Source organism: Polycyclovorans algicola TG408, from assembly GCF_000711245.1.
Lineage (GTDB): Bacteria > Pseudomonadota > Gammaproteobacteria > Nevskiales > Nevskiaceae > Polycyclovorans > Polycyclovorans algicola.
On record NZ_JOMH01000001.1, the window covers coordinates 1839855 to 1862600 of the forward strand.

At 64.6% G+C, this 22746-nt stretch carries 21 protein-coding genes; 12 read left to right on the forward strand and 9 right to left on the reverse strand.

Annotated features, from left to right (window positions below; translation table 11 throughout):
- Positions 1 to 62 precede the first annotated feature (62 nt).
- The 6 genes from U741_RS0108800 to nhaD all read left to right on the forward strand — a co-directional run bounded on the left by U741_RS0108800 (position 63) and on the right by nhaD (position 6525).
- On the forward strand, positions 63 to 479 hold the full coding sequence (locus tag U741_RS0108800; RefSeq protein WP_029890108.1) for a hypothetical protein: 417 nt from the start codon (positions 63 to 65) through the stop codon (positions 477 to 479).
- 56 nt (positions 480 to 535) lie between these two features.
- Positions 536 to 2581, forward strand: a complete 2046-nt coding sequence (gene uvrB, locus U741_RS0108805; RefSeq protein ID WP_052378649.1) for an excinuclease ABC subunit UvrB — start codon at positions 536 to 538, stop codon at positions 2579 to 2581.
- Positions 2582 to 2706: 125 nt separating this feature from the next.
- Positions 2707 to 3003 carry a CsbD family protein gene (locus tag U741_RS17750; protein ID WP_152551557.1) on the forward strand — a complete coding sequence of 99 codons (297 nt, stop codon included), beginning with the start codon at positions 2707 to 2709 and terminating at the stop codon, positions 3001 to 3003.
- 164 nt (positions 3004 to 3167) lie between these two features.
- Positions 3168 to 3701, forward strand: coding sequence for a peptide-methionine (R)-S-oxide reductase MsrB (msrB, locus tag U741_RS0108815; protein ID WP_029890110.1), 534 nt, complete (start codon positions 3168 to 3170; stop codon positions 3699 to 3701).
- Positions 3698 to 4324, forward strand: a complete 627-nt coding sequence (gene msrA / locus U741_RS0108820) for a peptide-methionine (S)-S-oxide reductase MsrA (RefSeq protein WP_043110514.1) — start codon at positions 3698 to 3700, stop codon at positions 4322 to 4324. Before msrB ends, msrA begins: the two co-directional genes overlap by 4 nt.
- A 737-nt stretch (positions 4325 to 5061) precedes the next feature.
- Entirely contained in the window at positions 5062 to 6525 is a 1464-nt protein-coding gene (nhaD, locus tag U741_RS0108825) for a sodium:proton antiporter NhaD (protein ID WP_200872702.1), read from the forward strand.
- Between the two features lie 7 nt (positions 6526 to 6532).
- On the opposite strand, the gene U741_RS0108830 is transcribed toward nhaD, so the two are convergent.
- From U741_RS0108830 to U741_RS0108840, 3 genes are all read right to left on the reverse strand, one after another.
- A complete protein-coding gene (locus U741_RS0108830) occupies positions 6533 to 7309 on the reverse strand; it encodes a glucose 1-dehydrogenase (RefSeq protein ID WP_029890113.1) in 777 nt (258 codons plus the stop codon).
- A 73-nt stretch (positions 7310 to 7382) separates the two neighbouring features.
- Positions 7383 to 7847 (reverse strand): C40 family peptidase, encoded by a 465-nt coding sequence (locus tag U741_RS0108835; RefSeq protein ID WP_029890114.1) that lies wholly within the window; start codon positions 7845 to 7847, stop codon positions 7383 to 7385.
- 8 nt (positions 7848 to 7855) lie between these two features.
- On the reverse strand, positions 7856 to 8197 hold the full coding sequence (locus tag U741_RS0108840) for a histidine triad nucleotide-binding protein (RefSeq protein WP_029890115.1): 342 nt from the start codon (positions 8195 to 8197) through the stop codon (positions 7856 to 7858).
- Between the two features lie 78 nt (positions 8198 to 8275).
- Between U741_RS0108840 and msbA the strand changes: the two genes are divergently transcribed.
- From msbA to kdsB, 4 genes are read left to right on the forward strand one after another with little or no spacing between them, the layout of a single operon-like run.
- Positions 8276 to 10060 (forward strand): lipid A export permease/ATP-binding protein MsbA, encoded by a 1785-nt coding sequence (gene msbA, locus U741_RS0108845; RefSeq protein WP_052379001.1) that lies wholly within the window; start codon positions 8276 to 8278, stop codon positions 10058 to 10060.
- Complete coding sequence (gene lpxK, locus U741_RS0108850; protein ID WP_043110242.1) at positions 10044 to 11036, forward strand: tetraacyldisaccharide 4'-kinase; 993 nt, start codon at positions 10044 to 10046, stop codon at positions 11034 to 11036. The genes msbA and lpxK overlap by 17 nt, the downstream gene beginning before the upstream one ends.
- Complete coding sequence (locus tag U741_RS0108855) at positions 11023 to 11220, forward strand: Trm112 family protein (protein ID WP_029890118.1); 198 nt, start codon at positions 11023 to 11025, stop codon at positions 11218 to 11220. Before lpxK ends, U741_RS0108855 begins: the two co-directional genes overlap by 14 nt.
- Positions 11217 to 11966 carry a 3-deoxy-manno-octulosonate cytidylyltransferase gene (kdsB, locus tag U741_RS0108860; RefSeq protein WP_029890119.1) on the forward strand — a complete coding sequence of 250 codons (750 nt, stop codon included), beginning with the start codon at positions 11217 to 11219 and terminating at the stop codon, positions 11964 to 11966. Before U741_RS0108855 ends, kdsB begins: the two co-directional genes overlap by 4 nt.
- Here the strand turns inward: kdsB and U741_RS0108865 are convergent.
- The 5 genes from U741_RS0108865 to U741_RS0108885 form a co-directional block, all read right to left on the reverse strand.
- Positions 11961 to 13514 (reverse strand): TerC family protein, encoded by a 1554-nt coding sequence (locus U741_RS0108865; RefSeq protein ID WP_029890120.1) that lies wholly within the window; start codon positions 13512 to 13514, stop codon positions 11961 to 11963. The genes kdsB and U741_RS0108865 overlap by 6 nt on opposite strands.
- 151 nt (positions 13515 to 13665) lie before the next feature.
- Entirely contained in the window at positions 13666 to 14892 is a 1227-nt protein-coding gene (locus U741_RS0108870) for an ABC transporter permease (protein WP_029890121.1), read from the reverse strand.
- Entirely contained in the window at positions 14889 to 15593 is a 705-nt protein-coding gene (locus tag U741_RS0108875; protein ID WP_029890122.1) for an ABC transporter ATP-binding protein, read from the reverse strand. The genes U741_RS0108870 and U741_RS0108875 overlap by 4 nt, the downstream gene beginning before the upstream one ends.
- Positions 15593 to 16777 carry an efflux RND transporter periplasmic adaptor subunit gene (locus tag U741_RS0108880; protein ID WP_043110243.1) on the reverse strand — a complete coding sequence of 395 codons (1185 nt, stop codon included), beginning with the start codon at positions 16775 to 16777 and terminating at the stop codon, positions 15593 to 15595. The genes U741_RS0108875 and U741_RS0108880 overlap by 1 nt, the downstream gene beginning before the upstream one ends.
- Before the next feature lie 129 nt (positions 16778 to 16906).
- Positions 16907 to 20017 carry an Rne/Rng family ribonuclease gene (locus tag U741_RS0108885; RefSeq protein ID WP_029890124.1) on the reverse strand — a complete coding sequence of 1037 codons (3111 nt, stop codon included), beginning with the start codon at positions 20015 to 20017 and terminating at the stop codon, positions 16907 to 16909.
- Positions 20018 to 20337: 320 nt separating this feature from the next.
- Between U741_RS0108885 and U741_RS0108890 the strand changes: the two genes are divergently transcribed.
- Positions 20338 to 21291 (forward strand): RluA family pseudouridine synthase, encoded by a 954-nt coding sequence (locus U741_RS0108890; protein WP_043110244.1) that lies wholly within the window; start codon positions 20338 to 20340, stop codon positions 21289 to 21291.
- A gap of 151 nt (positions 21292 to 21442) precedes the next feature.
- The gene (locus tag U741_RS0108895; RefSeq protein WP_029890126.1) at positions 21443 to 22111 is read left to right on the forward strand and encodes an HAD family hydrolase; all 669 of its coding nucleotides are present in this window, start codon (positions 21443 to 21445) and stop codon (positions 22109 to 22111) included.
- Here the strand turns inward: U741_RS0108895 and U741_RS0108900 are convergent.
- Positions 22098 to 22679, reverse strand: coding sequence for a Maf family protein (locus U741_RS0108900; RefSeq protein WP_029890127.1), 582 nt, complete (start codon positions 22677 to 22679; stop codon positions 22098 to 22100). The genes U741_RS0108895 and U741_RS0108900 overlap by 14 nt on opposite strands.
- Between the last annotated feature and the right edge of the window lie 67 nt (positions 22680 to 22746).

Here is a 22746-nt window from a genome sequence, read left to right on the forward strand (position 1 = left end):
CGTTAAGCCGACCGCTTCGTAGTGTGTGCCATCGTGATCGTCACTGATGCTCGGAGTTGACCATGTCAAACATTTCCCTGTCGCGCCCGCTGGCAAGCGGGCTTGTCATGATCCTTTGCCTCGGCCTCGTGGGGGGCTGCGCCAGCCGTTCGGAGTCGCCGGGCCCGCGCGATGACGATGCGCGGGCCGAGCAATGCGGCGTCTGCGGCAAGGTCCGCTTCGTTCAGCAAGTGGTGCAGCAAAGCGGCCCGAGTGCGCCCAGCGCCGATGGAGGTTTGCTAGGCGGCGTGACCGGCGGCGTGGTCCGCGCACCCGGAGTTGGGGTGGCCAACAGCCGTCAGGTATTGGACCGCCTGACCATCGACATGGACTTTGGCGGTTCGCAAATCGTTGAAATCCCGGGCCCCAGTGGCATCCGTCGCGGTGATCGGGTCGAGGTGCGCGGTAACTTCGTGACCGTGATTCGCGACGAATTCTGAGCACCTGTACTCGGCGGCTGTGGCACCCTGAGCAGTCCGTCTGACAAGCCGTGCCTATGTCCGAATTCCCCAAAGTCGTTCGTCTTCATCACCGCGCCGACGAGGCGTTTCGACTGCAGTCCGATTGGGGGCCGGCAGGCGATCAGCCGACCGCCATCGCCAAGCTGGTCGAAGGGCTGGACGACGGCCTGCCGCACCAGACGCTGCTGGGCGTCACCGGCTCGGGCAAGACCTTCACCATTGCCAACGTCATCGCCCAGGTGCAGCGACCGACCCTGATCATGGCGCCCAACAAGACGTTGGCCGGGCAGTTGTACGGCGAGTTCAAGGAGTTCTTTCCGAACAACGCCGTCGAGTATTTCGTCAGCTACTACGACTATTACCAGCCCGAGGCCTATGTGCCGTCCTCGGACACGTACATCGAGAAAGATTCGGCGATCAACGAGCACATCGAGCAGATGCGGCTGTCGGCGACCAAGGCGCTGATCACCCGCAAGGACGCCATCATCATCGCCAGTGTGTCGGCGATTTATGGCCTCGGTGACCCGGATGCCTATTTCCAGATGGTGCTGCACCTGATCAAGGGCGAACGCCTGCCGCAGCGCGACCTGATCAAGCAGCTTACTGCCATGCAGTACAGTCGCAATGAGGTGGCGCTGGAACGCGGCACCTACCGGGTGCGCGGCGAGATCATCGACATTCACCCCGCCGAGTCCGACGACGAAGCGGTGCGGGTGGAGTTGTTCGACGACGAGATCGAGCAACTGAGCTTTTTCGACCCGCTCACCGGCGAGGTGAAGCGCAAGGTGCCGCGGCTCACGGTGTTTCCGAAATCGCACTACGTCACGCCGCGCGAGCGCACCCTGGGCATGATCGCGTCGATTCGCAGCGAGTTGCAGGAGCGCATCGCCCACTTCAAGCGGCTCGACAAATTGATCGAGGCGCAGCGCATCGAGCAGCGCACACTGTTTGATCTGGAGATGATTCAGGAGATCGGCTACTGCAAGGGCGTCGAGAACTACTCGCGCTATCTGTCAGGCCGTGGCCAGGGTCAGCCGCCGCCCACCTTGTTTGACTACCTGCCGCCCGATGCACTGGTGGTGCTGGACGAAAGTCACGTCACCGTGCCGCAGATTGGCGCCATGTACAAAGGCGACCGCAGCCGCAAGGAAACGCTGGTGGAGTTCGGCTTTCGCCTGCCGTCGGCGCTGGACAACCGGCCGCTGAAGTTCGAAGAGTTCGAGAAGATCTGTCCGCAGACGATTCACGTGTCGGCCACGCCGGGACCTTATGAAATCGAGCACGCGCAGGGCGCGGTGGCCGAGCAGGTGGTGCGCCCCACCGGGCTGGTCGATCCCGAAATCGAAATACGCCCTGCCGGTTCGCAGGTTGATGACGTGCTCGGTGAGATCAAGCTGCGCGCCGACCGCAAGGAGCGGGTGCTGATCACCGTGCTCACCAAGCGCATGGCCGAAGACCTGACCGACTATCTCAACGACAACGGCGTGCGCGTGCGTTACATGCACTCCGATGTCGACACCGTGGAGCGCGCCGAGATCGTTCGCGACCTGCGCCTCGGCGTGTTTGACGTGCTGGTGGGCATCAACCTGCTGCGCGAGGGTCTGGACATTCCCGAAGTGTCGCTGGTGGCGATTCTCGATGCCGACAAGGAAGGTTTTCTGCGCTCCGAGCGGTCATTGATCCAGACCATTGGCCGCGCCGCCCGTCACCTCACCGGCCGGGCGATTCTTTACGCCGACCGCATCACCGGCTCGATGCAGCGTGCCATTGATGAAACCAACCGGCGCCGCGAAAAGCAGGTGGCCTTCAATCTCGAACACGGCATCACGCCCAAGGGCATCATTAAGCGCGTGCAAGATGTGATGCGGCTGGGCTATGAAGACACCGCCGTGGCGCTGAAAGCCGCCGAGGCCAAGGCGCGTTACGACGTGCTGATTCCGCCCGAGCTGATGGCCAAGAAGATCAGCAAGCTGGAAAAAGAGATGAAGCAGGCGGCGTTGAACCTCGAATTCGAGAAGGCCGCCAAGCTGCGTGACGAGCTGCGCAAGCTGCGTGAACAGGCGATTGTTCATGCCGCCTGACCCCTCTCTGATGGCGCGCTTCAGCAAGGTGTCATGCGGCGTCCGGACAATGGTTGCATGAGTGTTCATCTGAGCGCTCGGAGGGCCGCCGGCCCTTCTCTTTTGTCCTAGCCAAGGAGGTAGGTATGTCATCCAACAACACCCAGGATCAGGCGAAGAAAGCGGCTGATGATGTGGCCCACAGCGGCAAGGCCGATCAGGCCAAGGGCCACGCCAAGGAAACGGCAGGTTCCGTCCGTGCAAAGGTCGGTAGCTTCATCGGTGATGAAGAGATGGAAGCCAAAGGCCGGATGCAGCAGGCCGAAGGCAAGGGTGATCGTCTGAAAGGCGAGATCAAGGAAAAGATTGAAGACGTGAAAGACCACGTCAAAGCCGGGGTCGACGCTGTGAAAGAGACGTTTGAAGAAGCCCGCAAAAAGTAGCGTCAAGGCGGTTCGAAAAAGCCACGGTTCCGCCGTGGCTTTTTTGTGCGCCCGCGCGGCGGGACGCGGGAACAGTATTCGCGGACGGCTGGACATGGCCCATCCGGAACGCAGGCACCACCGTATGGGTCTATGAACGCATTCAATTCTTGGGAGCACACGTTATGCAGCGTCGCAATCTGATCGTCGGTGTTGGGGCGTTGGGCGGTTTGGCGATGGCCGGCTTCGGTTTGCCATTGGTTTGGGCGCGAGACGGGACGCCAGTCGCCAAGGGCGCCCAGGCCCCCTACGACCTTGACGCCGAAGGCTGGCAGTCGAGGCTGTCAAAGGCGGCCTACGACGTGCTGTTTGAGCACGACACCGAACGCCCCGGCACCAGCCCGCTGGATCGCGAGACGCGTGACGGGCAGTTCATCTGCGCTGCGTGCTATCTGCCGTTGTTCAGCTCGGCCCACAAATACGACAGCGGCACCGGCTGGCCGAGCTTCTGGCAGCCGATCAGCGACGAGGTGCTGGGCACGCAAACCGACTTCAAGTTGATCCTGCCGCGCACCGAGTACCACTGCATTCGCTGCAAGGGTCATCAGGGTCACGTCTTTGATGACGGCCCCGAGCCCACCGGCAAGCGCTACTGCAATAACGGCGTCGCCCTGCAGTTTGTGCCCGAGGGCGAGGCATTACCGGAGTGGACGGCATGATCGAGCAAAAGCGTTTTCTGAGTGGCCTGTTGGGTTTGGCACTTGCGCTCGGTAGCGCCCCCGGGCGGGCCCAGGCCGAAGGTGTGGCGGTACTCGCGGGGGGCTGTTTCTGGTGCATCGAACATGACTTGGAGAAACTCGAGGGCGTGAAGGATGTGGTCTCCGGCTATGCCGGCGGTCCGGCATCCAAGGCCAACTACAGCGCGGTGTCGACCGGTCGCAGCGGCCACATCGAAGTGGTTGAGGTGCGCTTTGACCCCGCAGTGATCAGTTACGCGCAACTGCTCGACGTGTTCTGGCGGGAGGTCGATCCCACCGACGGGGGTGGCCAGTTCTGCGACCGAGGTCCGCAATACCGTACGGCCATCTTTGCCCTCGACGACGAACAGGCCGAGATCGCCAAGGCAAGCAAGGCGGCGCTGGACGACAGTGGCTGGTTGCCGGCGCCGATTGCCACCGAAATCCTGCCCGCTGCGACGTTCTACGAGGCCGAAGCCGGCCATCAGGACTACGCCGAACGCAACGCCCTGCGTTACAAGTACTACCGCTTCAGTTGCGGTCGCGACAAGCGCATCGACGAGGTGTGGCAGAAGGCGCCGCCGCTGAAGGGCAGCGCGTCCTGAAGCGGTAAACCAGACGCGGTCGGGTCTGAGGTCGTCATCCCGGCAGCTGGAGGAATCCTGGGTTTGGACCAGGGTGCACCTTTGTGAGATGAAACGGTCGTCGAGCAGGTTGTTGATGCGGGCCTTGTAGGTCAGTGCATCCGTGACGGTGCGTGCAGCGCCGAGGAAGAACAGGGCGCAATCCTTGCACTGGCGCGTCTCACCGGTTTCGGCGTTGGTTTCGCTGCAGCGGTTGTGGTGCTCTGGCGAAACCCACGAAAGCCCAGCGCAGTCCGGCCCGGTTCGATGTCGGCGCAGGGTTGCCCGGGTGAGGCAATTTGTCGGCTGACACGGCTTTCACCCGTGGCGATCTTTCCTTGAAGCGGGCCATGAACACCGTCGCATCGGCGTCTTAACCCGCCGCAGGGGCCTCAGCATTCGCCGCAGTCTGGGTTGACGCCGCTCTTGACGGTCAGGTGGTCGTAGCGGGTCCACATTTGACAGCGCCGAGCGAACCCAATGCGACTGGCGCAGGGTTTTCAGCCATGCGGCGCGCCGAACGAGAAGAAGCTTGGGAGGTGGACATGCGAAGAGTTCAATAAGTGATCGAGTCGACAAAAACGAACGAAACGCAATAGCAATAAAGAGGCTGGAATCGTTCTGAGATAAAGCACTTGGCTCGCAGACTGCATCTTACACAGCGAGGGGCTAGAATCCGCGCCCCTTTACCTGGGTATCGATCCATGTCGCGAGTTTTGATGGGGTTTGTTTTGTTTGCATCGGCCTTGATTCCAGGCCTTGCGCTGGCCGCCGTGGCGCCCGAAAACGGACCGGATCTGACGCAGCACTGGATCGGCTTTCTCTGCATCGGCCTGTTCATCGCCGCCTACACCCTGGTGGTGATGGAAGAGTGGATTCACCTGCGCAAATCCATCCCGGTGTTGATCGCGGCGGCGCTGATCTGGATTCTTATCGGCGTGGCCTACGCCGGCGCCGGCGATACCGAGACGGTCAGCAACACGGTGCGCCACAGCCTGCTGGAATATGCCGAGCTGTTCCTGTTCCTGCTGGTGGCGATGACCTACATCAACACCTTGGACGAGCGCGGTGTGTTCGACGCGCTGCGCGGCTGGCTGGTGTCGCGCGGCTTTTCGCTGCGCACCCTGTTCTGGTTGACCGGCACCCTCGCGTACTTCATTTCACCGGTGGCCGACAACATGACCACCGCACTGGTCATGGCCTCGGTGGCCATGGCGGTGGGCAAGGGCTATCCGACCTTTGTGGTGGTGGCGTGTATCAACATTGTGGTGGCGGCCAACGCCGGCGGCGCGTGGAGCCCGTTCGGCGACATCACGACCCTCATGGTCTGGCAGAAGGGCATCTTCCCGGCGCATGAGTTTCTGGTGCTGTTCCTGCCGTCGCTGGTCAGTTGGCTGATTCCGGCCACGATCATGTCGCTGAGTCTGCCCAAGGCGACGCCGGAGCCGCTGAAGGAGCGGCCGGTGGTGGCGTTTGGCGGCTACTTCATCATCTTCATGTTCATCGGCACCATCGCCACCACGGTGGCGCTGCACAGCTTTCTGCACCTGCCGCCGGTGCTCGGCATGATGGGCGGACTGGGCGCACTGATGCTGATGAGCTACGTGCTGAATCGCATCGGAAAGGGCGCCATGCGCCATCAGATGATGGACCAGGGCGCTTTTGGTGAGACGGGCAATGATGAGCCGCGCCCAAGCGTGCCGGGGCAGCAGCCGCGCCTCAACACCTTCAACCAGGTGGCACGTTCGGAGTGGGACACCCTGCTGTTCTTCTACGGCATCATCATGTGCGTCGGCGGTTTGGGCACGCTGGGGTATCTGGCCATCGGCTCCGAACTGCTCTACGTCGATCTGGGCGCCACGCCGGCCAACATTCTGGTCGGCATCATCTCGGCGGTGATCGACAACATTCCGGTGATGTTCGCGGTGCTGACGATGTTCCCCGACATGAGCGACGGCCAGTGGCTGCTGGTCACGTTGACCGCCGGCATCGGCGGATCGCTGCTGTCCATCGGCTCGGCGGCCGGCGTTGCGGTGATGGGCGCGGCACGCGGGCAATACACCTTCTTTGGCCACCTGAAGTGGACCTGGGCCATCGCCCTCGGCTACGCCGCCGGCATTGCGCTGCACTTCTGGATCAACGCCGAGTACTTCGAGATTTTCCGCCACGGCGTATCGCCGTAGTCCCGAGTCACTGTGCGGTGTAGCCGCCGTCGATGACCAGCTCGGAGCCAGTAACGAATTTCGATTCGTCGCTGGCAAGGTAGAGAATGCCGTAGGCCACATCGTTCGGTTCGCCGACGTAGCCGATGGGATGTTTGGCATCGAGCGTCTTGCGACCTTCGTCAACATCGCCAATGGTGGCGAGGGCGCCCGACACCATTGGGGTCCAGATGTAGCCGGGATGCACAGAATTGACCCGCACCTTGTAGCCCGATTGGCCGCAATGCAGCGCCGCCGATTTGGAGAACAGGCGCACGCCGCCTTTGCTGGCGTTGTAGGCCGCAAGATTTGCATCGGCGACCAGGCCCATGGCCGACGAAATATTGATGATCGAGCCCACCCCGTCCTTCATCGCCTTGATGCCGTGCTGGGTTCCCAGATAAACGGCATCGAGGTTCACCGACAGCACATTGCGCCAGTCGTCCAGCGGCGTGTCTTCGGCAGACCCGAAAATGGCGATGCCGGCACTGTTGACCAGCACATGCAGGCCGCCCAGCTTTTTCTTGACTTGGGCGATCACCTTGGGCCAGCGGGTTTCGTCAGTCACATCTTGCTGGATGAAGATGGCCTCACCGCCGGCCTTGTTGATGGCGGCGGCCACGGCCTTGCCGGCCTTGGTGTCCAAATCGCTGACGGCGATCTTGGCGCCTTCACGCGCCAGTAAATGGGCCGTTGCTTCGCCGAGGCCTTTACCGCCGCCGGTGATCAGCGCCACCTTGCCTGCCACACGTCCGTTAGACGCCATCTTGTTTCTCCGTGCATGTTGTCGTGAGTGCACGGCGATAGTGCCCCAGCGTCGGAGAATTGAAGCCCCCTCACTAGGGTAGGACGCGCACCGTTTTGAGTCGCCGCTTCTGCCACCAGTCACTGTCGATGCGGGCGATCTCCACGGTGCGGCCCGGCGCAGGTGCGTGCACACCGCGGCCATCGCCGATGTCGACCACCACGTGATGACCGCCGTTGATGCGGAAGAACTGCAGGTCGCCCGGGCGTGCATCGCCAACGCGGATCGACCGGCCCACCTTCATCTGCTGGGCGGCCGTGCGCGGCAGTTGAATGCCGGCATCGGCGTACACGTGCAGGGCCAGACCACTGCAGTCGAAGCCGGCGCCGTCACCGCCACCGTAGCGATACGGCCGGCCGATCTGGCCCAGCGTTTCGACCAAGATCTGCTGGCGCAGCGCGTGGGTGGCCGGACTGTCGGGCGGCGAGCGGCCGGCGCCACCGGTCCAGGCGCAGCCGGCCAGGAAGGCCGCTAAAAGCAGGACGCAACAGACTTTCACCGACCCGCTTAGCCGGGTGGCCACTTGAGCGGTCGCCCCGCCAGGATGTGCAGGTGCAGGTGAAACACCGACTGCCCGGCCTCGGCGCCGTTGTTGACCACCACACGAAAGGCCCCACCAAAACCCTCGGCCTCGGCGATTTTGTTGGCCGTCAACATCAGGTGGCCGAGCAGCGCCTGATCCTCGACCGTGGCGTCGCAGAGTCGGGGGATGGGCTTGCGGGGAATCACCAGGATATGCACCGGCGCACCGGGGTTGATGTCGCGAAACGCGAGGCAATGCTCGTCTTCGAAGACGATGGTGGCCGGCAGTTCGCGGTCGATAATTTTCTGGAAAAGGGTCTTGGCCATGAGGTCTCGGAGCGGTCGGGCTCGGGGTCTGATTTGGGGCCGATGCTACCATTGCCGCCCGATGAAACCGACCTGCTGATGGCCCGCAAACTGCTCTCTCCCGCTGCCGACGACCTGCGCCCCTGGTCGGTCTATCGACGCCTGCTGGGCTACTCGCTGGTGCACTGGCGGGTGCTGATCGTGGCGGTGTTGTTCACCGCCGTCTTCGCGGTGGTGGACGCCAGCTTTGCGGCCTTGGTCAAGCCCCTGCTGGACGAGGCCTTTGTCGCCAAGGACGAAGCCTTTATCCGCTGGATGCCGGTGATGATCATCGCGCTGTTTTTTGTTCGCGGCATCTCGGCATTTGCCTCCACTTATGGCATGGCGTGGGTGGCGCGCCGCATCATCATGGCCTTGCGCGGCCAGCTTTATGGCCATCTGCTGCGGCTGCCGGTGAGCTACTTTGACGTCACCACGCCGGGTCAGGTGATCTCGCGACTGACCTACCACGTCGAACAGGTGGCCGACGCGGTCACCGGGGTTTTGACCACGGTGCTCAAGCAGGGCTTGACCGTGGTTGCGCTGCTGGCGGTGATGCTGTGGCTCAACTGGCAGTTGACGCTGTTCGCGTTTGCGGTGATGCCGTTCATCGCCCTGGTGGTGCGCTACGTGAGTAAGCGTTTTCGCAAGATCAGCGGTCACGTGCAGCAGAGCGTCAGCGATGTCACCGATGCGGCTGAAGAGTCGGTGTCGGGTCAGCGTCTGATCAAGCTGGCCAACGCGCAAGCCCATGAAAGTCAGGAATTCGAGGCGCTCAACAACCGCAACCGGCAGTTGATGATGAAGGTGTCGGCCACCCAGGCGGGCAGCTCGGCGACGATCCAGTTCGTCGCATCCTGGGCGGTGGCGGCCATCATTTATTTCGCCACCACGCCAGGCATGATCGAGACCATGACCGCGGGCACCTTCGCCGCGTTCATGCTGGCGATGATGTCGCTGCTGCAGCCGATCAAAAGCATGGGCAACCTCAATGAGCGCCTGCAGCGCGGCATTGCCGCGGGCACCGAACTGTTTCGCACGCTCAACGTCGCCCAGGAGCCGCAGGGCGGCACACGCACCCTTGACCGTGCCCGGGGTGAGGTGGTGTTCGACGACGTGAAATTTCGCTACCGACCCGAGCTTGAGCCGGTGCTGCATGGCGTGAGTCTGCACATCCAGCCCGGCGAAACGGTGGCCTTTGTCGGCCGCTCGGGCAGCGGCAAGTCGACGCTGTTGGCATTGATGCCGCGCTTCTACGATCCCAGCGACGGGCGCATCACCCTCGACGGCCACGACCTGCGCGATTACACCGTCAATGCGCTGCGCAGCCAGATTGCGCTGGTTGATCAGCATGTGCGGCTTTTCAACGCCAGCGTCGCCGACAACATTGCCTATGGCCAGCAGCCACGCCCCGACGCCGCCGCCATCGAACAGGCCGCGCGCGATGCCAATGCCTGGGACTTCATCGCCGCCCTGCCGCAGGGGCTGGACACCCTCATCGGTCCGAACGGCCTGCAACTTTCGGGCGGCCAGCGGCAGCGGCTGGCCATTGCCCGGGCGCTGCTCAAGGACGCGCCGCTGCTGATTCTTGACGAAGCCACCTCGGCGCTGGACACCGAGTCCGAGCGGCTGGTGCAGGCCGCGCTGGACCGCTTGGTCACCGGACGCACAACCTTGGTGATTGCCCATCGTTTGTCGACCATCCAGAGCGCTGATCGCATTGTGGTGATGCAGGACGGGCGGGTCGTGGAAGTCGGCACCCATCCCGAATTGCTCGCCAGGAACGGCGTGTATGCAGCGCTGCACCAGATGCAGTTCAAGACCGACGATGTCGACGCGGCTTGAGCGGTGCTGGTATGGCGAAGCGCCGTCGCCGCTGCTGACCCCGCTGGCCGCGCTGTACAGCGCCGTCGCGGCGCGTCGACGGCGCGCGATCCAGCCGCAAACGGTGGGCGTGCCGGTGATCATCGTCGGCAACATCAGCGTCGGCGGCACCGGCAAGACGCCGGTGGTGATCTGGCTGGTGCAACAACTCGCCGCCATGGGAATGCGCCCCGGCGTGGTCAGCCGTGGTTACGGCGGGCGGCTGGGTCAAACCCCGGTGCAGGTCTTGCCGCAGCACCGCCCCGACGAAGTGGGGGACGAGCCCTGTCTCATCGCCGCCCGCAGTGGCGTGCCGGTGGTGATTGGCCGTGACCGGGTTGCGGCGGCGCGCCTGCTGCGGGCGCAGACCGATGTCGACGTGATCGTCGCCGACGATGGCCTTCAGCATTACCGCCTGGGCCGGACCCTGGAGATCTGCGTGGTCGATGGCGTGCGCGGCCTGGGCAACGGCGCCTGCCTGCCCGCCGGACCGCTGCGCGAGCCGCCCGCGCGGCTGGCGGCGGTGGACTTCATTTTGGTCAACGGCGGAACCTGGACACCGCCTTGCAGCGCGAAGCTGGTGCCGTGGGCGCGCTTCGGCTTGCAGGTCGCGCCGCTGCAACGCCTTGGTGATGGCCAAGATGCAGGCAGCCTCGCGTCTTTGGCCGGGCAGCGGGTGCACGCGGTGGCGGGCATTGGCCACCCGCAGCGCTTTTTCGACCTGCTGACGGCGGCGGGCTTGCAGGTGCAGCCGCAGGGTTTTGCCGACCATCACGCCTATACCGCGGCCGACTTTGCCGCGTTGACCGATGCGCCCATTCTGATGACCGAAAAAGACGCCGTGAAGGCCCGTGGCCTGGCACCCGACGCCGCACTGGTCGTGCCGGTGGCGATTGATCTGCACGCGCCCGAACTGCTTTCATTACTTGAAGGAATTGTGTCCCATGACCGCACCTGACCCCCGTATTCTCGCCCTGTTGGTCTGCCCGGTGACCAAGGCGCCGCTGGTCTGGAAGCCTGATGTCAGCGAGCTGTGGTGCCGCGCCTCGCGGTTGGCGTACCCGGTGCGCGACGGGGTACCGATGATGCTCGAAGAGGCCGCGCGCCCGCTCAGCGATGCCGAGCTGGAACAGTTGCGGTGAGTGTTGCGTTCAAGGTGGTCATCCCGGCGCGGCTGAACAGCGCGCGTCTGCCCGGCAAGGTGCTGCTGCCGATCCTGGGCAAGCCGATGATCGAGCACGTCTGGCGCGCTGCCTGCGCCAGTGGCGCCGACGAAATCCTCATCGCCACCGACGATGCGCGCGTGGCGAGCGCCGCGCAGGGCTTTGGCGCGACGGTGGTGATGACCCGTGCTGCGCATCAATCCGGCACCGACCGGTTGGCCGATGTGGCCGTGCAGCGCGGCTGGGCCGATGACGTGCTGATCGTCAACCTTCAGGGCGACGAGCCGCTGATGCCGCCCGCCTTGCTGGACGCGGCGGCGGCGCTGCTGGCCGCTGACCGCACGGCCGATATCGCCACCTTTGCCCATCCGCTCACGGCGGCGGACGACTTTGCCAACCCTAACGTCGTCAAGGTGGTGCGCGACGCGCGCGGCCATGCGCTGTACTTCTCACGCGCCGCCATTCCGTACTGGCGCGACGGCGGCGGTCAGCCACCCGGCGCGCCGTCGGCGCTGCGCCACATCGGGCTGTACGCCTATCGTGTCGCTGCCTTGAAAGCCTTCAGCGCCTTGCCGCCTGCACCGCTCGAAGCCTGCGAGGCGCTGGAGCAACTGCGCGCGCTGACCCACGGGTTGCGCATCCACGTCGGCTTGCTGGAGACCCCGCCGCCGCACGGCGTCGACACCCAGGCCGACCTTGAGGCGGTCATCAACCGGCTGTCATGAGCCGACCTGGGTGATACGCACCTGATCGATGCTGCGGCCGTCCAGCGAGGTGATCTCGAATTGCAGCGTGCCCTGGGTCACGCGTGCGCCCACTGTGGGCATGGTGCCGAGTTGCCAGAGCAAAAAACCCGCCAGGGTCGAGTAGCGATCGGCGTCATCCACCAGGTCGTAACCGATGCGGTGCGACAGGCGACGGATGTCGATCCAGCCGCTGGCGACCCAGCCACCGTCGGGTTGTTCGATGACCGGCAGCGGGCCATCGTCAGGGCCTGAAAACTCTCCGGCAATGGCCTCAAGGATGTCGATGGGCGTGATCAAACCCTCGACCGCGCCGTACTCGTCGAGCACCATCGCCATCTGCACCGGCGCCTGCCGCAGTTGCTCCATCAGGCGCAGCACGTTCATGCGTTCGTTGACGAGCAGCGGCTGGCGCAGCGAGCGTTCCAGGTTGATTTCGCCGGCCTCGATCAGGTCGTGCAGCAGGTCCTTGGCCATGGCCACGCCGATGAACTGGTCGAGGCTGCCGCGCGCGATGGGGAAGCGTGAGCAGCCCAGTTCCAGAATGTGCTGGCGCAGGGTTTCGGCATCATCATCCAGGTCCAGCCAGTCGATTTCGGTGCGCGGGGTCATGACGGATCGCGCCGGACGCTCGGCCAGGGTGAGCACGCCCTGGATCATGTCGGCTTCGGCCGGGGCGAACAGCTTGCCACTGGCGCTGCGCTCGGCCAGCGCCTCGGCGGCGTGGCCGAGGTCCATTACCTCGCGCTTGCCGCCCAGCAACGCCAGCACGGCATCGGCGGCGCGATCGCGCAGGTCGCCGGTGGTGGCGACGCGGCGGCTCTTGCTGCGGAGCATTTGGTTGAAGCCTTCCACCAATATCGAGAAGCCGATGGCGGCGTAGAGATAGCCTTTGGGCATGTGCAGGCCGAAGCCTTCGGCAATCAGCGACAGGCCGATCATCAGCAAGAAGCCGAGACACAGCACGACCACGGTCGGGTGCTTGCCGACAAAGCGGGTCAGCGGTTTGGAGGCCAGCAACATCACGCCGACCGCAACAATCACCGCAATCATCATGATTGACAGGTGATCGACCATGCCGACGGCGGTGATGACGCTGTCGAGCGAGAACACCGCGTCGAGCACGAGAATCTGCACCAGCACTTGCCAGAACACCGCGTGCACCACCGAGCCGGCGCCGTGGTGCTTGGGTCCTTCGAGGCGCTCGTGCAACTCCATCGTCCCCTTGAAGACGAGGAAGAAGCCGCCGAACAGCAGAATCAGGTCACGCCCGGAAAAGTCATGGTCGAACAGGCTGAACAGCGGCGCCGTCAGGGTGACAATCCACGCCACCGAGGCGAGCAGGCCGAGACGCATGAACAGCGCCAGTGACAGGCCAATGACGCGGGCCCTGTCGCGCTGATGTTCCGGCAGCTTGTCGGCCAGAATCGCGATGAACACGAGATTGTCGATGCCGAGAACGATCTCCAGCACAATCAACGTGGCCAGCCCGGCCCAGGCGGCGGGGTCGTTCATCCATTCAAAAATCATGATGCCGCGACCTGGGGCAGCAATCGCAAGGCGGAGAACCGGCGCGCAAACGGGGCAACACAGGCACTACATCGCATGACAGTGAGAATGGCAGCGCAGGGTGCGCCAAAGGCACTCTAGCAGAGGTTCTGCCGGCTCAAATGCCGCTGCGCTACTCGTAGCGCAGCGCCTGGATGGGGTCGAGCCGCGAGGCCTTGAGCGCCGGATACAGCCCGAAAATGATGCCCACGGCACCGCTGACGCCCACCGACAGCAGCACCACGTCGCCGCGAATGATGAGCAGCCATTCCAGCTTGCGCGCCAGCAACTCGGCAACACCGACCCCCAAGGCGACGCCGAGCAGGCCGCCGGCCACGGCCAGCACCAGCGATTCGACGAGAAACTGCGCGAGCACGTCATTGGGCCGCGCGCCAACGGCCATGCGGATGCCGATTTCGCGGGTCCGCTCGGTCACCGACACCAGCATGATGTTCATGATGCCGATGCCACCGACCGCCAGCGACACCAGGGCAATCGATGCCAGCAGCGCGGTCAGGGTGCGGGTGCTGTCGGCGCTGGCGGTGGCGATTTCACCGAGGTTGCGAATGGTGAAGTCATCGGGCGTGCCGCGTGCGATACGGTGGCGGTCGCGCAAAAGATCAGTGATGGCGCTCTCGGCACGTGCGGTGTCCTGTTCCGACATCGCGCTGAGCACGATTTGGCCGGGGACGAAGGTCGACAGGTTGCGCTCGACGCGGGTCAGGTAGGCGCTCACCGGGACAAACACCGTGTCGTCGTTGTCGCCGCCCCAGCCGCTCTGGCCCTTGGCGTCGAGCACGCCGATCACCTCGAACGGCGCCTGGCGAATGCGAACCAACTGGCCGACCGGGTCGGCATCCTTGCCGAACAATTCGGTCACCACGGTTTGCCCCAGCAGGGCAACGCGTGCGTTGTTGTTGACGTCGGCGTCGGTGATGGCGCGCCCCCAGGCCACAGCCCAGTTGCGGATCGGCAGGTAGTCGGGCGTGATGCCATGGACGTTGGTGGTCCAGTTGGCGGCTTCGCTGATCACATCGGCCGTCGTGCGAATCTGCGGCGCGGCGTGGCGCACGGTGGGCAGCGCGGCAATGGCGTCGAGGTCTTGCCAGGTGAGTGTGGGTTGGCTGCCCGCGCCGCCGCGCGCGCCGCCGGAACGTGACGAGCCCGAGGTCACGATCAGCATGTGCGTACCCATCGACGCGAAGGTGTCTTCCACCCGTTGCTTGGCGCCTTCGCCCAGCGACACCATGGCGATGACCGCGGCGACGCCAATGATGATGCCCAGTGCGGTGAGAAACGCGCGCAGGCGGTTGCGCAGCAGGGCGCGCAGTGCAATCCGAACGGTCAGCAGCGGATTCATGCGCGCACCGCCGTCTGCTGGCGATCGTGTTCGATGTGGCCGTCGCGCAGATTGATGACGCGGTCGGCGTGCGCGGCGATGTCGGACTCGTGGGTGACCAGCACCACGGTCATCCCCTCACCGTTGAGCTGCTGCAACAGTCGCATGATGTCGTTGCTGGTGGCCGAGTCGAGGTTGCCGGTCGGTTCGTCAGCCAGCAACAGCGGTGCCTCGGTGACCAGCGCGCGCGCAATGGCGACGCGCTGTTGCTGGCCGCCCGACAATTGGCTGGGGTGATGGTCGAGGCGCTCCCCCAGACCGACACGCTCCAACGCGGCGCGGGCACGGGCGTGCCGCTCGCGGGCACTGACATTGGCGTAGAGCAAGGGCAGCTCGACGTTCTCGAGTGCCGAGGTGCGGGCCAGCAGGTTGAAGCTCTGGAACACGAAGCCGATGAAGCGATTGCGGATGTCGGCAAGCTCGCGTCGGTTGAGACCGGCCACGTCCTGGCCTTGCAGCCGGTAGGCGCCCTCAGTGGGGCGGTCGAGACAGCCGAGGATGTTCATCAACGTCGACTTGCCCGAGCCGGAGCTGCCCATGATCGCGATGCACTCGCCGGTCTTGACCTCAAGGTCCACGCCGTTGAGAGCCCTCAGCGGGGTGCCCCCCATGGCGTAGACGCGGGTGACGCCTTGCAGTGACAGCAGCGCGGCGCCGGTCATCAGAACATCCGGAAGCGACGCGACGGACCGTCGGCTTCGGCATCGTCGCTGCGACCGATCAGCACACTCAGACCGGGCGCGGCATCGTCGTCGCGCCACTCGGTGTACTGGCCGTCGCTGAGGCCGATGCTGACTTGACGGGCCTCGGGCGCGCCACCGGGTGACAGCGTCCAAATCACGCCGCTACCGGGCTTGCGGGCCGGCGGGGTGCTGTCGGGTGGGCGGAACCGCAGCGCAGCGTTGGGGATGCGGACCGCGTCTCGTTTCTCGGCCACCAGGATGCTGACGTTGGCCGTCATGCCGGGGCGTAGCTGGAGTTCGGGGTTGTCGACGTCGATCACCGCATCGAAGGTGACCACGTTCTGCAGCACGTTGGCCGCGTTGCGAATCTGCCGCAGGGTGCCCTCGAAGGGTTGGTCGGGGAAGGCGTCCACCGTAAAGCTGACGCTCTGGCCTTCCTTGAGCTGGCCGATGTCGGCTTCGGAAATGGCCGCCACCACTTGCATGTCGCGCAGGTCCTGGGCGAGCGTGAACAGCACCGGGGCCTGCAATGAAGCCGCCACGGTCTGCCCGACATTGACCGCCCGCGAGATGACGATGCCGTCGGTCGGCGAGACGATGTTGGTGAACCGCAGATTGGCCTCGGCTTCGACCAGCGAGGCGCGCGTCTGCTGCACGCTCGCCTTGGACGAGCGCAGATCGGCGCGGGTGGTGGCCACCTGGGCCTTGGCGGTGTCGAGTTCGCTTTGCGACACCAGCTTGCGTTGCGTGAGTTCGGTGATGCGGCGTTCCAGACGCTCGGCCTCGGCAAGCTGAATCTCGGCCCGCTCGACATTGGCCTCGGCAACGGCAAGATTGGCGCGTGCGCGCTGCACCGCGGCCTCGAACAGCGACGGGTCGATGCGGGCAATCAGATCGCCCTGTTTGACCTCGCTGTTGTAGTCGGCGTGCAACGACGCGATGCGCCCGCTGACCTGACTGCCGATTTCGACCGTCACCAGCGCCGACAGCGTGCCGGTGGCGGCCACCGTCAGGGCCAGATCACCACGGTCAAGGGTTGCGGTGGTAAAGCGCGGTCCGGGATCGGGTTCACCCCGCAGCGCGCTGAAGGCCAGCCACGCCGCGCCCGACAGGATGACGGCGATGCCGAGGCGACGGGGCCAAACCGAGGGGACGTTGCTCATGGGCAATCGATGACCGAGTCAATAAAAAAGGCAGGGCATAGAAAAAAAGGCAGGGCATAGAGCGCCCTGCCTCATGAAAGTTGCAGTCGTGGTCGTCACCGACGCTGAACGGGCGCCTTGCCGTCAGCCTCAGGGCGGGTTGCGTATGGCGGAAGCCTGCTCCTTGGCGCTATCAGCCGAGTCGGTTGCCGGCGGGCTGAAACGCTTGATGTAGTCCGACGCCGGCGCCGTGGCGCGAGGGGTCGGGACCTGGACCGGGGCCTCTTCACCGAGCACCGGTACAGAGTCGGGCGAGGTTTCGGCTTCCGGCACAACCTCCGCTTCCGCTTCCGCTTCCGCTTCCGCTTCTGGCTCGGGTGCGGTCGCCGCTGACACGTTATCCGGTTCTGGCTGGGGCGCCGCAGCGTGCGGCGCCACGTCGGGCTCAAGTGCCGCTTCGTCGGCATGCGCTGCCGTCGGTGCAGGCGCGCGGGTCTGAGCGGCCTCTTCGAGTGGCGTTGCAGACGGCGCTTTGACGGCAGTGGTTTCGGCACTGTCGGCGAGCACCGGTTCGGTCGGAGGCGTGTCGACGACGGCCGGGTCGGGCGTCGTTGTCGGCTCGATTGAGGCGTTTGCAGCCGGCGGCAAGTCGGCATCGACTTTCTTTGCCGCTTCCGGAGCGGCGACCATGGTTGCCTCCACGGGCGCCAGGGTCGTTGCCTCAGACGTCAGGGATTGGGCGTCCTCGGTCGTGGCGGTGGCTGCGGCGGAAGTCGTTTTTGGCGCTTCGTCGTCGGCTTCCGCTGACATCGGCGCATTCGGGCTGCCTTCGTCGCTGCTGGCGTCGTCCGTCGCGGTGCCTGCAGCCTTGCCACGACCCCGGCCGCGACCCCGACGGTTACGGCGGTTCCTCGGGCCCTTGGGCGCGCCCGCGTCGTCGTCGGTCACGTCATCATCGGAGTTGTTGTCGTCGACGGTGGTCGCGGTCTGAGCGGCGGCCGGCTCGGCATGGCCTTGCGGCACTGGCGTGGGCGCGGGCATCTCGGCGCCGCCATCGGCCGGCTTCATCACCAGCGTGTCGGGTTGATCTGCCGCGTCGAGTCGGTCGGCACTGACGGCGACCGACGCGGCGCCGGTGGTCAGCGCTGCTGAGGTGTTGTCGTTGCCGTCCTGGGCATTGCCTGACGACCGGCTGCGTCCACGACCGCCACGGCTGCGGCGACGCCCGCTACGACCCTCACTGCGGTCACTTGCAGCCGGATTCGCGGCTTCTTCACGGTCGTTGTTCTTGTTGCGATCGGATGATGCGCTCGCCGCTTCTGCCGCCGCGGCGGTGCGCGCCGGCTGGGGGTCATGCCGGCCGCGGGTGTCAGCACGATCGTCCGGGCGGCTCTCACCTGTTCGGCCACCGCGCCGGTTGTTGTTACGGCCACCGCGCTCACGCCGGCGATTGCCTCGGTCGTCGTCATTGCTATTGCTGTTGCTATTGCCGCGCGCGCTCCGCTGCGCGGGCTTCGGGGCGACGGCCTCCACCGGCGCCGGTGTGGCCTTGGCGCCAAAACCCAGCCAGCGGAGGAACTGCATGATCAGGCTGCCAAGCGTTGCAGAGGCCACCGCGGTGTCGGCAACCTTGGCCACCGGCTGCAGGGCTTCAGCGGCTGCAACGGCCGGCGGCGGCGGGGCGGTCGGTGCGATTTGTGCGACCGCCGGGCGGGGTGCCGGACGGACGGGCGCCTGTGCCTCGGAGGCGTCTTTGGTGGTGTCGAAATTACGTGCCAGAAAGTAGCTGATCGAGGCGTTGTCTTCGAGGTTGAGGTGGTCGCCGCGGACCCGCTTGATTTCAAAGTGGGGCGTTTGCAGCGTGGCGTTGGGCACCACCGTGATCTGGACGCGATTGCGCGCTTCGATCTCGCGAATGACCGCACGCTTTTCGTTGAGCAGGAAGGTGCCGGCATCGACCGGCAGCTGCACGATGACCCGCGCGGTGCGGTCCTTCATCGCTTCTTCTTCGATCAGGCGCAGCACCGACAGACCGGTCGATTCAATGCTGCGAATCTGGCCACGACCTTCACAGCGCGGGCAGGCGTGCTGGGCATGCTCGCCAAGGCTGGGGCGCAGGCGCTGGCGTGACAGTTCCAGCAGTCCGAAGCGCGAGATGCGACCTAACTGGATGCGCGCGCGGTCGGCCTCGGTGGATTGTTCGAGGCGTTTTTCGACGTCGCGCTGGTTCTTGCTGCTGTTCATGTCGATGAAATCGATCACGACCAAGCCGCCAAGGTCGCGCAGGCGCATCTGGCGGGCGATCTCTTCGGCCGCTTCGAGGTTGGTGTTGAGCGCGGTTTCTTCGATGTTGCCACCGCCGGTGGCGCGAGCGGAGTTGATGTCGATCGCCGTCAGCGCTTCGGTGCGGTCGATGACAATCGAGCCGCCCGAGGGCAGGCGCACTTCGCGTTCGTGGGCCGATTCGATCTGGCTTTCGATCTGGTAGCGCGAGAACAGCGGCATCTCTTCTGAATAAAGCTTGAGCTTGTTCAGGTCGGCCGGCATCGAGAACTGCATCTGCTCGCTGGCCGCATTGAAGATCTCCTCGTTATCAATGACCACTTCATTGATATCGGCGCGCAGATAGTCGCGCAGCGCGCGCAGCAGAATGTTGTTTTCCTGGAAGATCAGGAATGGCGCGTTTTTCTTGGCGGCCGCCTCGGTGATGGCGTTCCAGTAGGCCACGCGGTGATCGAGGTCCCACTGCAACTCTTCAACGCTGCGCCCGATGCCGTTGGACCGGATGATGAGCCCCATGCCGTCGGGCAGGTTAAGGGCATCGAGGGCCGCCTTGGCCTCTTCGCGCTCGTCACCTTCGGCGCGACGCGACACGCCGCCCGCCTTGGGGTTGTTGGGCATCAGCACGAGATAACGGCCGGCCAGGCTGACATAGGTGGTCAGCGCAGCGCCCTTGTTGCCGCGTTCTTCTTTCTCGACCTGAACGATGACTTCCAGCCCCTCACGGAGCTTGGATTTGTCGCCGTTGTAAAAGCCGGGTGCGACTTCCTTCAGCGGCAGGAAGCCATGGCGCTCACCGCCGTATTCAACGAAGCAGGCTTCGAGTGATGGTTCGACGCGGGTGATTCGGCCTTTGTAAATGTTCCCTTTTTTCTGTTCTCGACTGGCGGTCTCGATGTCGAGATCTTGAAGTTTCTGTCCATCAACAATGGCGACCCGGAGTTCTTCTCGTTGGGTGGCATTGATTAAAATGCGTTTCATAGTGGTGCGGCTCGGTAGGAGGCGCACCGCCGCGGCTCAGGGGGTGTGTTTAGGGGTCATAAGGTTGTTTTCGTTAAGCCCTTTTGGCATCGCCCGGGAGGCGGCGGCGCAGCGACATTCTTTCGGTGGTCCGCGAGGTGCGCGAGACCGTATGGTTGGCCGGGCGGGACGGTTTGCTTCTGCTAGGCTTGCGGCGCCTTAAGCGCTTCGCAAGAGCAACCGACTTCGCTGGCCTGGCGCCGGTTACTTGCAAATCAAGGGCTTGGCCTTTTTTTCGCACACTAACCGGACGTTTGAGTTTGACACAGAATCGTAGTGAAGTGCGCAAGGTTCGTGTCAGCACGAATGAAGATGGACAGCGCATCGACAATTTCTTGCTGAAGCAACTGCCCGGCGTCCCAAAATCCCACGTCTATCGCCTGCTGCGGTCCGGTCAGGTGCGGGTGGATGGCGGGCGCGCCAAGGCCGAGCGCAAGCTGGTAGTGGGCGAGGAGGTGCGGATTCCCCCAGTGCGCATGGCCGAGGCTGGCGAGACCAAACGGCCGCCCGATTCGATGACCCGGCGCCTGCGCGAAGCCATCATTCACGAAGATGCCCATTACCTTGCGGTGAGCAAGCCGGCGGGGCTGGCCTCGCATGCCGGCAGCGGTGTCGACTTTGGCGTCATCGAAGTGGCGCGTGCCTGGGGCACCCACCCGTGGATCGAACTGGTCCACCGCCTTGACCGTGACACCAGCGGTGTTCTGCTGCTGGCCAAAAATCGCGAGGCGCTGCTGCGTGCCCAGCGGGCGTTCAAAAATGGCACCACCATCAAGAAGTACTTCGCCTTGCTGGTCGGTCGCTGGAAGGGCGAAGACCGCGACGTCAACGCCGCGCTGCTGCGTGATGCGGTGTCAGCGGGCGAGCGCCTGGTTCGGGTGGCCGATGATGACGATGACGGCAAGCCTTCGCACTCACGGTTCTCGCCCCGCCAGTGGTTTCGCGACGCGACGTTGATGGAGGTGCAGATTTTCTCTGGCCGCACCCACCAGATTCGCGTGCATGCTGCGGCGCTGGGCTATCCGGTGGTCGGTGACGACAAATATGGTGAGCGCGAGGTCAACAAGCCGTTCCGCGAACGCGGTTTGAAGCGCATGTTCTTGCACTCGCACCTGCTGCAACTGCCGGCGGAGGGCGATTTCGAGAAGCTGCTGATCACCGCGCCACTGCCCATCGAGTTGCGCGACGCCGTGAATGGCCTGCCCACGGCGGTCGCGACCCGCAAGCGTCGATGAGGGTGCGCCATGGACGGCCATAAATACCGTCTGATCACTTTTGACTGGGACGGGCGAGCCGGAAAAAGCAAAGGTCCGGTGGACCTTTGCTCGGCGAGCGCCCGGGCAGGGATGGCCGGGCTGGGGGTCAATCGAGTGACGAGGTCGCGCCATGGACGGCCTTAAATACCGTCTGATCATTTTTGACTGGGACGGGACCCTGAGCGACTCCGCCGCCCAGATCGTTTCCTCGATGCAACGTGCTGTGGCCGCGCTGGACCTGCCGCCGCGCGCCGACGATGACTTTCGGCAGATGATTGGCCTGAGCTTTGAGGATGGTCTGGGGCAGGTCTATCCCGATCACAACACGGCGGCGCTGATCCGGCTGATTCAGGGCTACCGCCGCCAGTGGCTCGCGCAGATGGGCGAAGAGGGCGAGCCGCCGCTGTTTGCTGGCGCACTCCCGGCCCTGCAAACCCTGGCATCGGCTGGCCACACGCTGGCCATCGCCACCGGCAAATCACGGGTGGGCCTGCAGCGATCCCTGGTGCATCACCGCGACTTGGGGCAGCTGATGGCGGCGACGCGCACCGCCGATGAAACGGCCAACAAGCCGCATCCACTCATGCTGGAGGAGTTGTTGGCGCATTTTGAGGTGCCCGCGTCGGCGGCCTTGATGGTCGGTGACACCGAGTTTGACCTTGCCATGGCCGCTGCCGTGGGTATGGATGCGGTGGGAGTCACCTGCGGCGTGCACCCGCCGGAACGCCTGCTTGCGGCTGGAGCGCGCGCACTCCTGCCGGACGTGGCCGCCCTGCCAGGATGGCTCACGGCAGGTTGAAGCCCGCCTGTCGCAGCAGTGCAGCGACGCCGATCAGCGGCAGACCGATCAGTGCCGTGGGGTCGTGCGTTTCAACGGCTTTGAACAGGGTGACGCCAAGGCCCTCGCATTTGAAACTGCCGGCACAGTCGAGCGCCGGCTCCAGCGTCAGGTAACGATCAATCTCAGCGGCGTCCAGGGGCCGCAGATGAACTGTGGTGCAGTCGGCACCGTGCAGCAGTTCATCATCACGGCACAGGGCATAAGCGGTGTGGAACTGGATTTGCCGACCCGACATCGCCCGTAATTGAGCGCGGGCACGTGGCAGGGTGCCGGGCTTTTCCAGCCGCCGGTCGCCGACCGAGGCGGTCTGATCCGAGCCCAACACCCAGACGCCGGGTCGGGCTTGTGCGACGGCGGTCGCTTTGGCCAGCGCCAGGCGGGCGGCGAGGGTTTGCGGCGGTTCGCCTGCCATGGGCGCCTCGTCGACATTGGGCGCTGCAGTACTGAAGGTGATCCGCAGTCGACCCAGTAGTTCGGCGCGATAGGCGGAAGTCGAGGCGAGACACAGGGCGGGCGAAGGCGGCATCCGATTGCTTTGACTTGGGGGCGGGCGGTCCCTATTATGCGCGGCCATTTTTAAGGGTCCCACGGGG

What these genes read in the sequence shown, in the direction of transcription:
- U741_RS0108800 (WP_029890108.1), top strand. Translation starts at nt 63, where the DNA reads ATGTCAAACATTTCCCTGTCGCGCCCGCTGGCAAGCGGGCTTGTCATG.
- uvrB (WP_052378649.1), top strand. Translation starts at nt 536, where the DNA reads ATGTCCGAATTCCCCAAAGTCGTTCGTCTTCATCACCGCGCCGACGAG.
- U741_RS17750 (WP_152551557.1), top strand. Translation starts at nt 2,707, where the DNA reads ATGTCATCCAACAACACCCAGGATCAGGCGAAGAAAGCGGCTGATGAT.
- msrB (WP_029890110.1), top strand. Translation starts at nt 3,168, where the DNA reads ATGCAGCGTCGCAATCTGATCGTCGGTGTTGGGGCGTTGGGCGGTTTG.
- msrA (WP_043110514.1), top strand. Translation starts at nt 3,698, where the DNA reads ATGATCGAGCAAAAGCGTTTTCTGAGTGGCCTGTTGGGTTTGGCACTT.
- nhaD (WP_200872702.1), top strand. Translation starts at nt 5,062, where the DNA reads ATGGGGTTTGTTTTGTTTGCATCGGCCTTGATTCCAGGCCTTGCGCTG.
- U741_RS0108830 (WP_029890113.1), bottom strand. Translation starts at nt 7,309, where the DNA reads ATGGCGTCTAACGGACGTGTGGCAGGCAAGGTGGCGCTGATCACCGGC.
- U741_RS0108840 (WP_029890115.1), bottom strand. Translation starts at nt 8,197, where the DNA reads ATGGCCAAGACCCTTTTCCAGAAAATTATCGACCGCGAACTGCCGGCC.
- msbA (WP_052379001.1), top strand. Translation starts at nt 8,276, where the DNA reads ATGGCCCGCAAACTGCTCTCTCCCGCTGCCGACGACCTGCGCCCCTGG.
- lpxK (WP_043110242.1), top strand. Translation starts at nt 10,044, where the DNA reads ATGTCGACGCGGCTTGAGCGGTGCTGGTATGGCGAAGCGCCGTCGCCG.
- U741_RS0108855 (WP_029890118.1), top strand. Translation starts at nt 11,023, where the DNA reads ATGACCGCACCTGACCCCCGTATTCTCGCCCTGTTGGTCTGCCCGGTG.
- U741_RS0108865 (WP_029890120.1), bottom strand. Translation starts at nt 13,514, where the DNA reads ATGATTTTTGAATGGATGAACGACCCCGCCGCCTGGGCCGGGCTGGCC.
- U741_RS0108870 (WP_029890121.1), bottom strand. Translation starts at nt 14,892, where the DNA reads ATGAATCCGCTGCTGACCGTTCGGATTGCACTGCGCGCCCTGCTGCGC.
- U741_RS0108875 (WP_029890122.1), bottom strand. Translation starts at nt 15,593, where the DNA reads ATGACCGGCGCCGCGCTGCTGTCACTGCAAGGCGTCACCCGCGTCTAC.
- U741_RS0108880 (WP_043110243.1), bottom strand. Translation starts at nt 16,777, where the DNA reads ATGAGCAACGTCCCCTCGGTTTGGCCCCGTCGCCTCGGCATCGCCGTC.
- U741_RS0108885 (WP_029890124.1), bottom strand. Translation starts at nt 20,017, where the DNA reads ATGAAACGCATTTTAATCAATGCCACCCAACGAGAAGAACTCCGGGTC.
- U741_RS0108895 (WP_029890126.1), top strand. Translation starts at nt 21,443, where the DNA reads ATGGACGGCCTTAAATACCGTCTGATCATTTTTGACTGGGACGGGACC.
- U741_RS0108900 (WP_029890127.1), bottom strand. Translation starts at nt 22,679, where the DNA reads ATGCCGCCTTCGCCCGCCCTGTGTCTCGCCTCGACTTCCGCCTATCGC.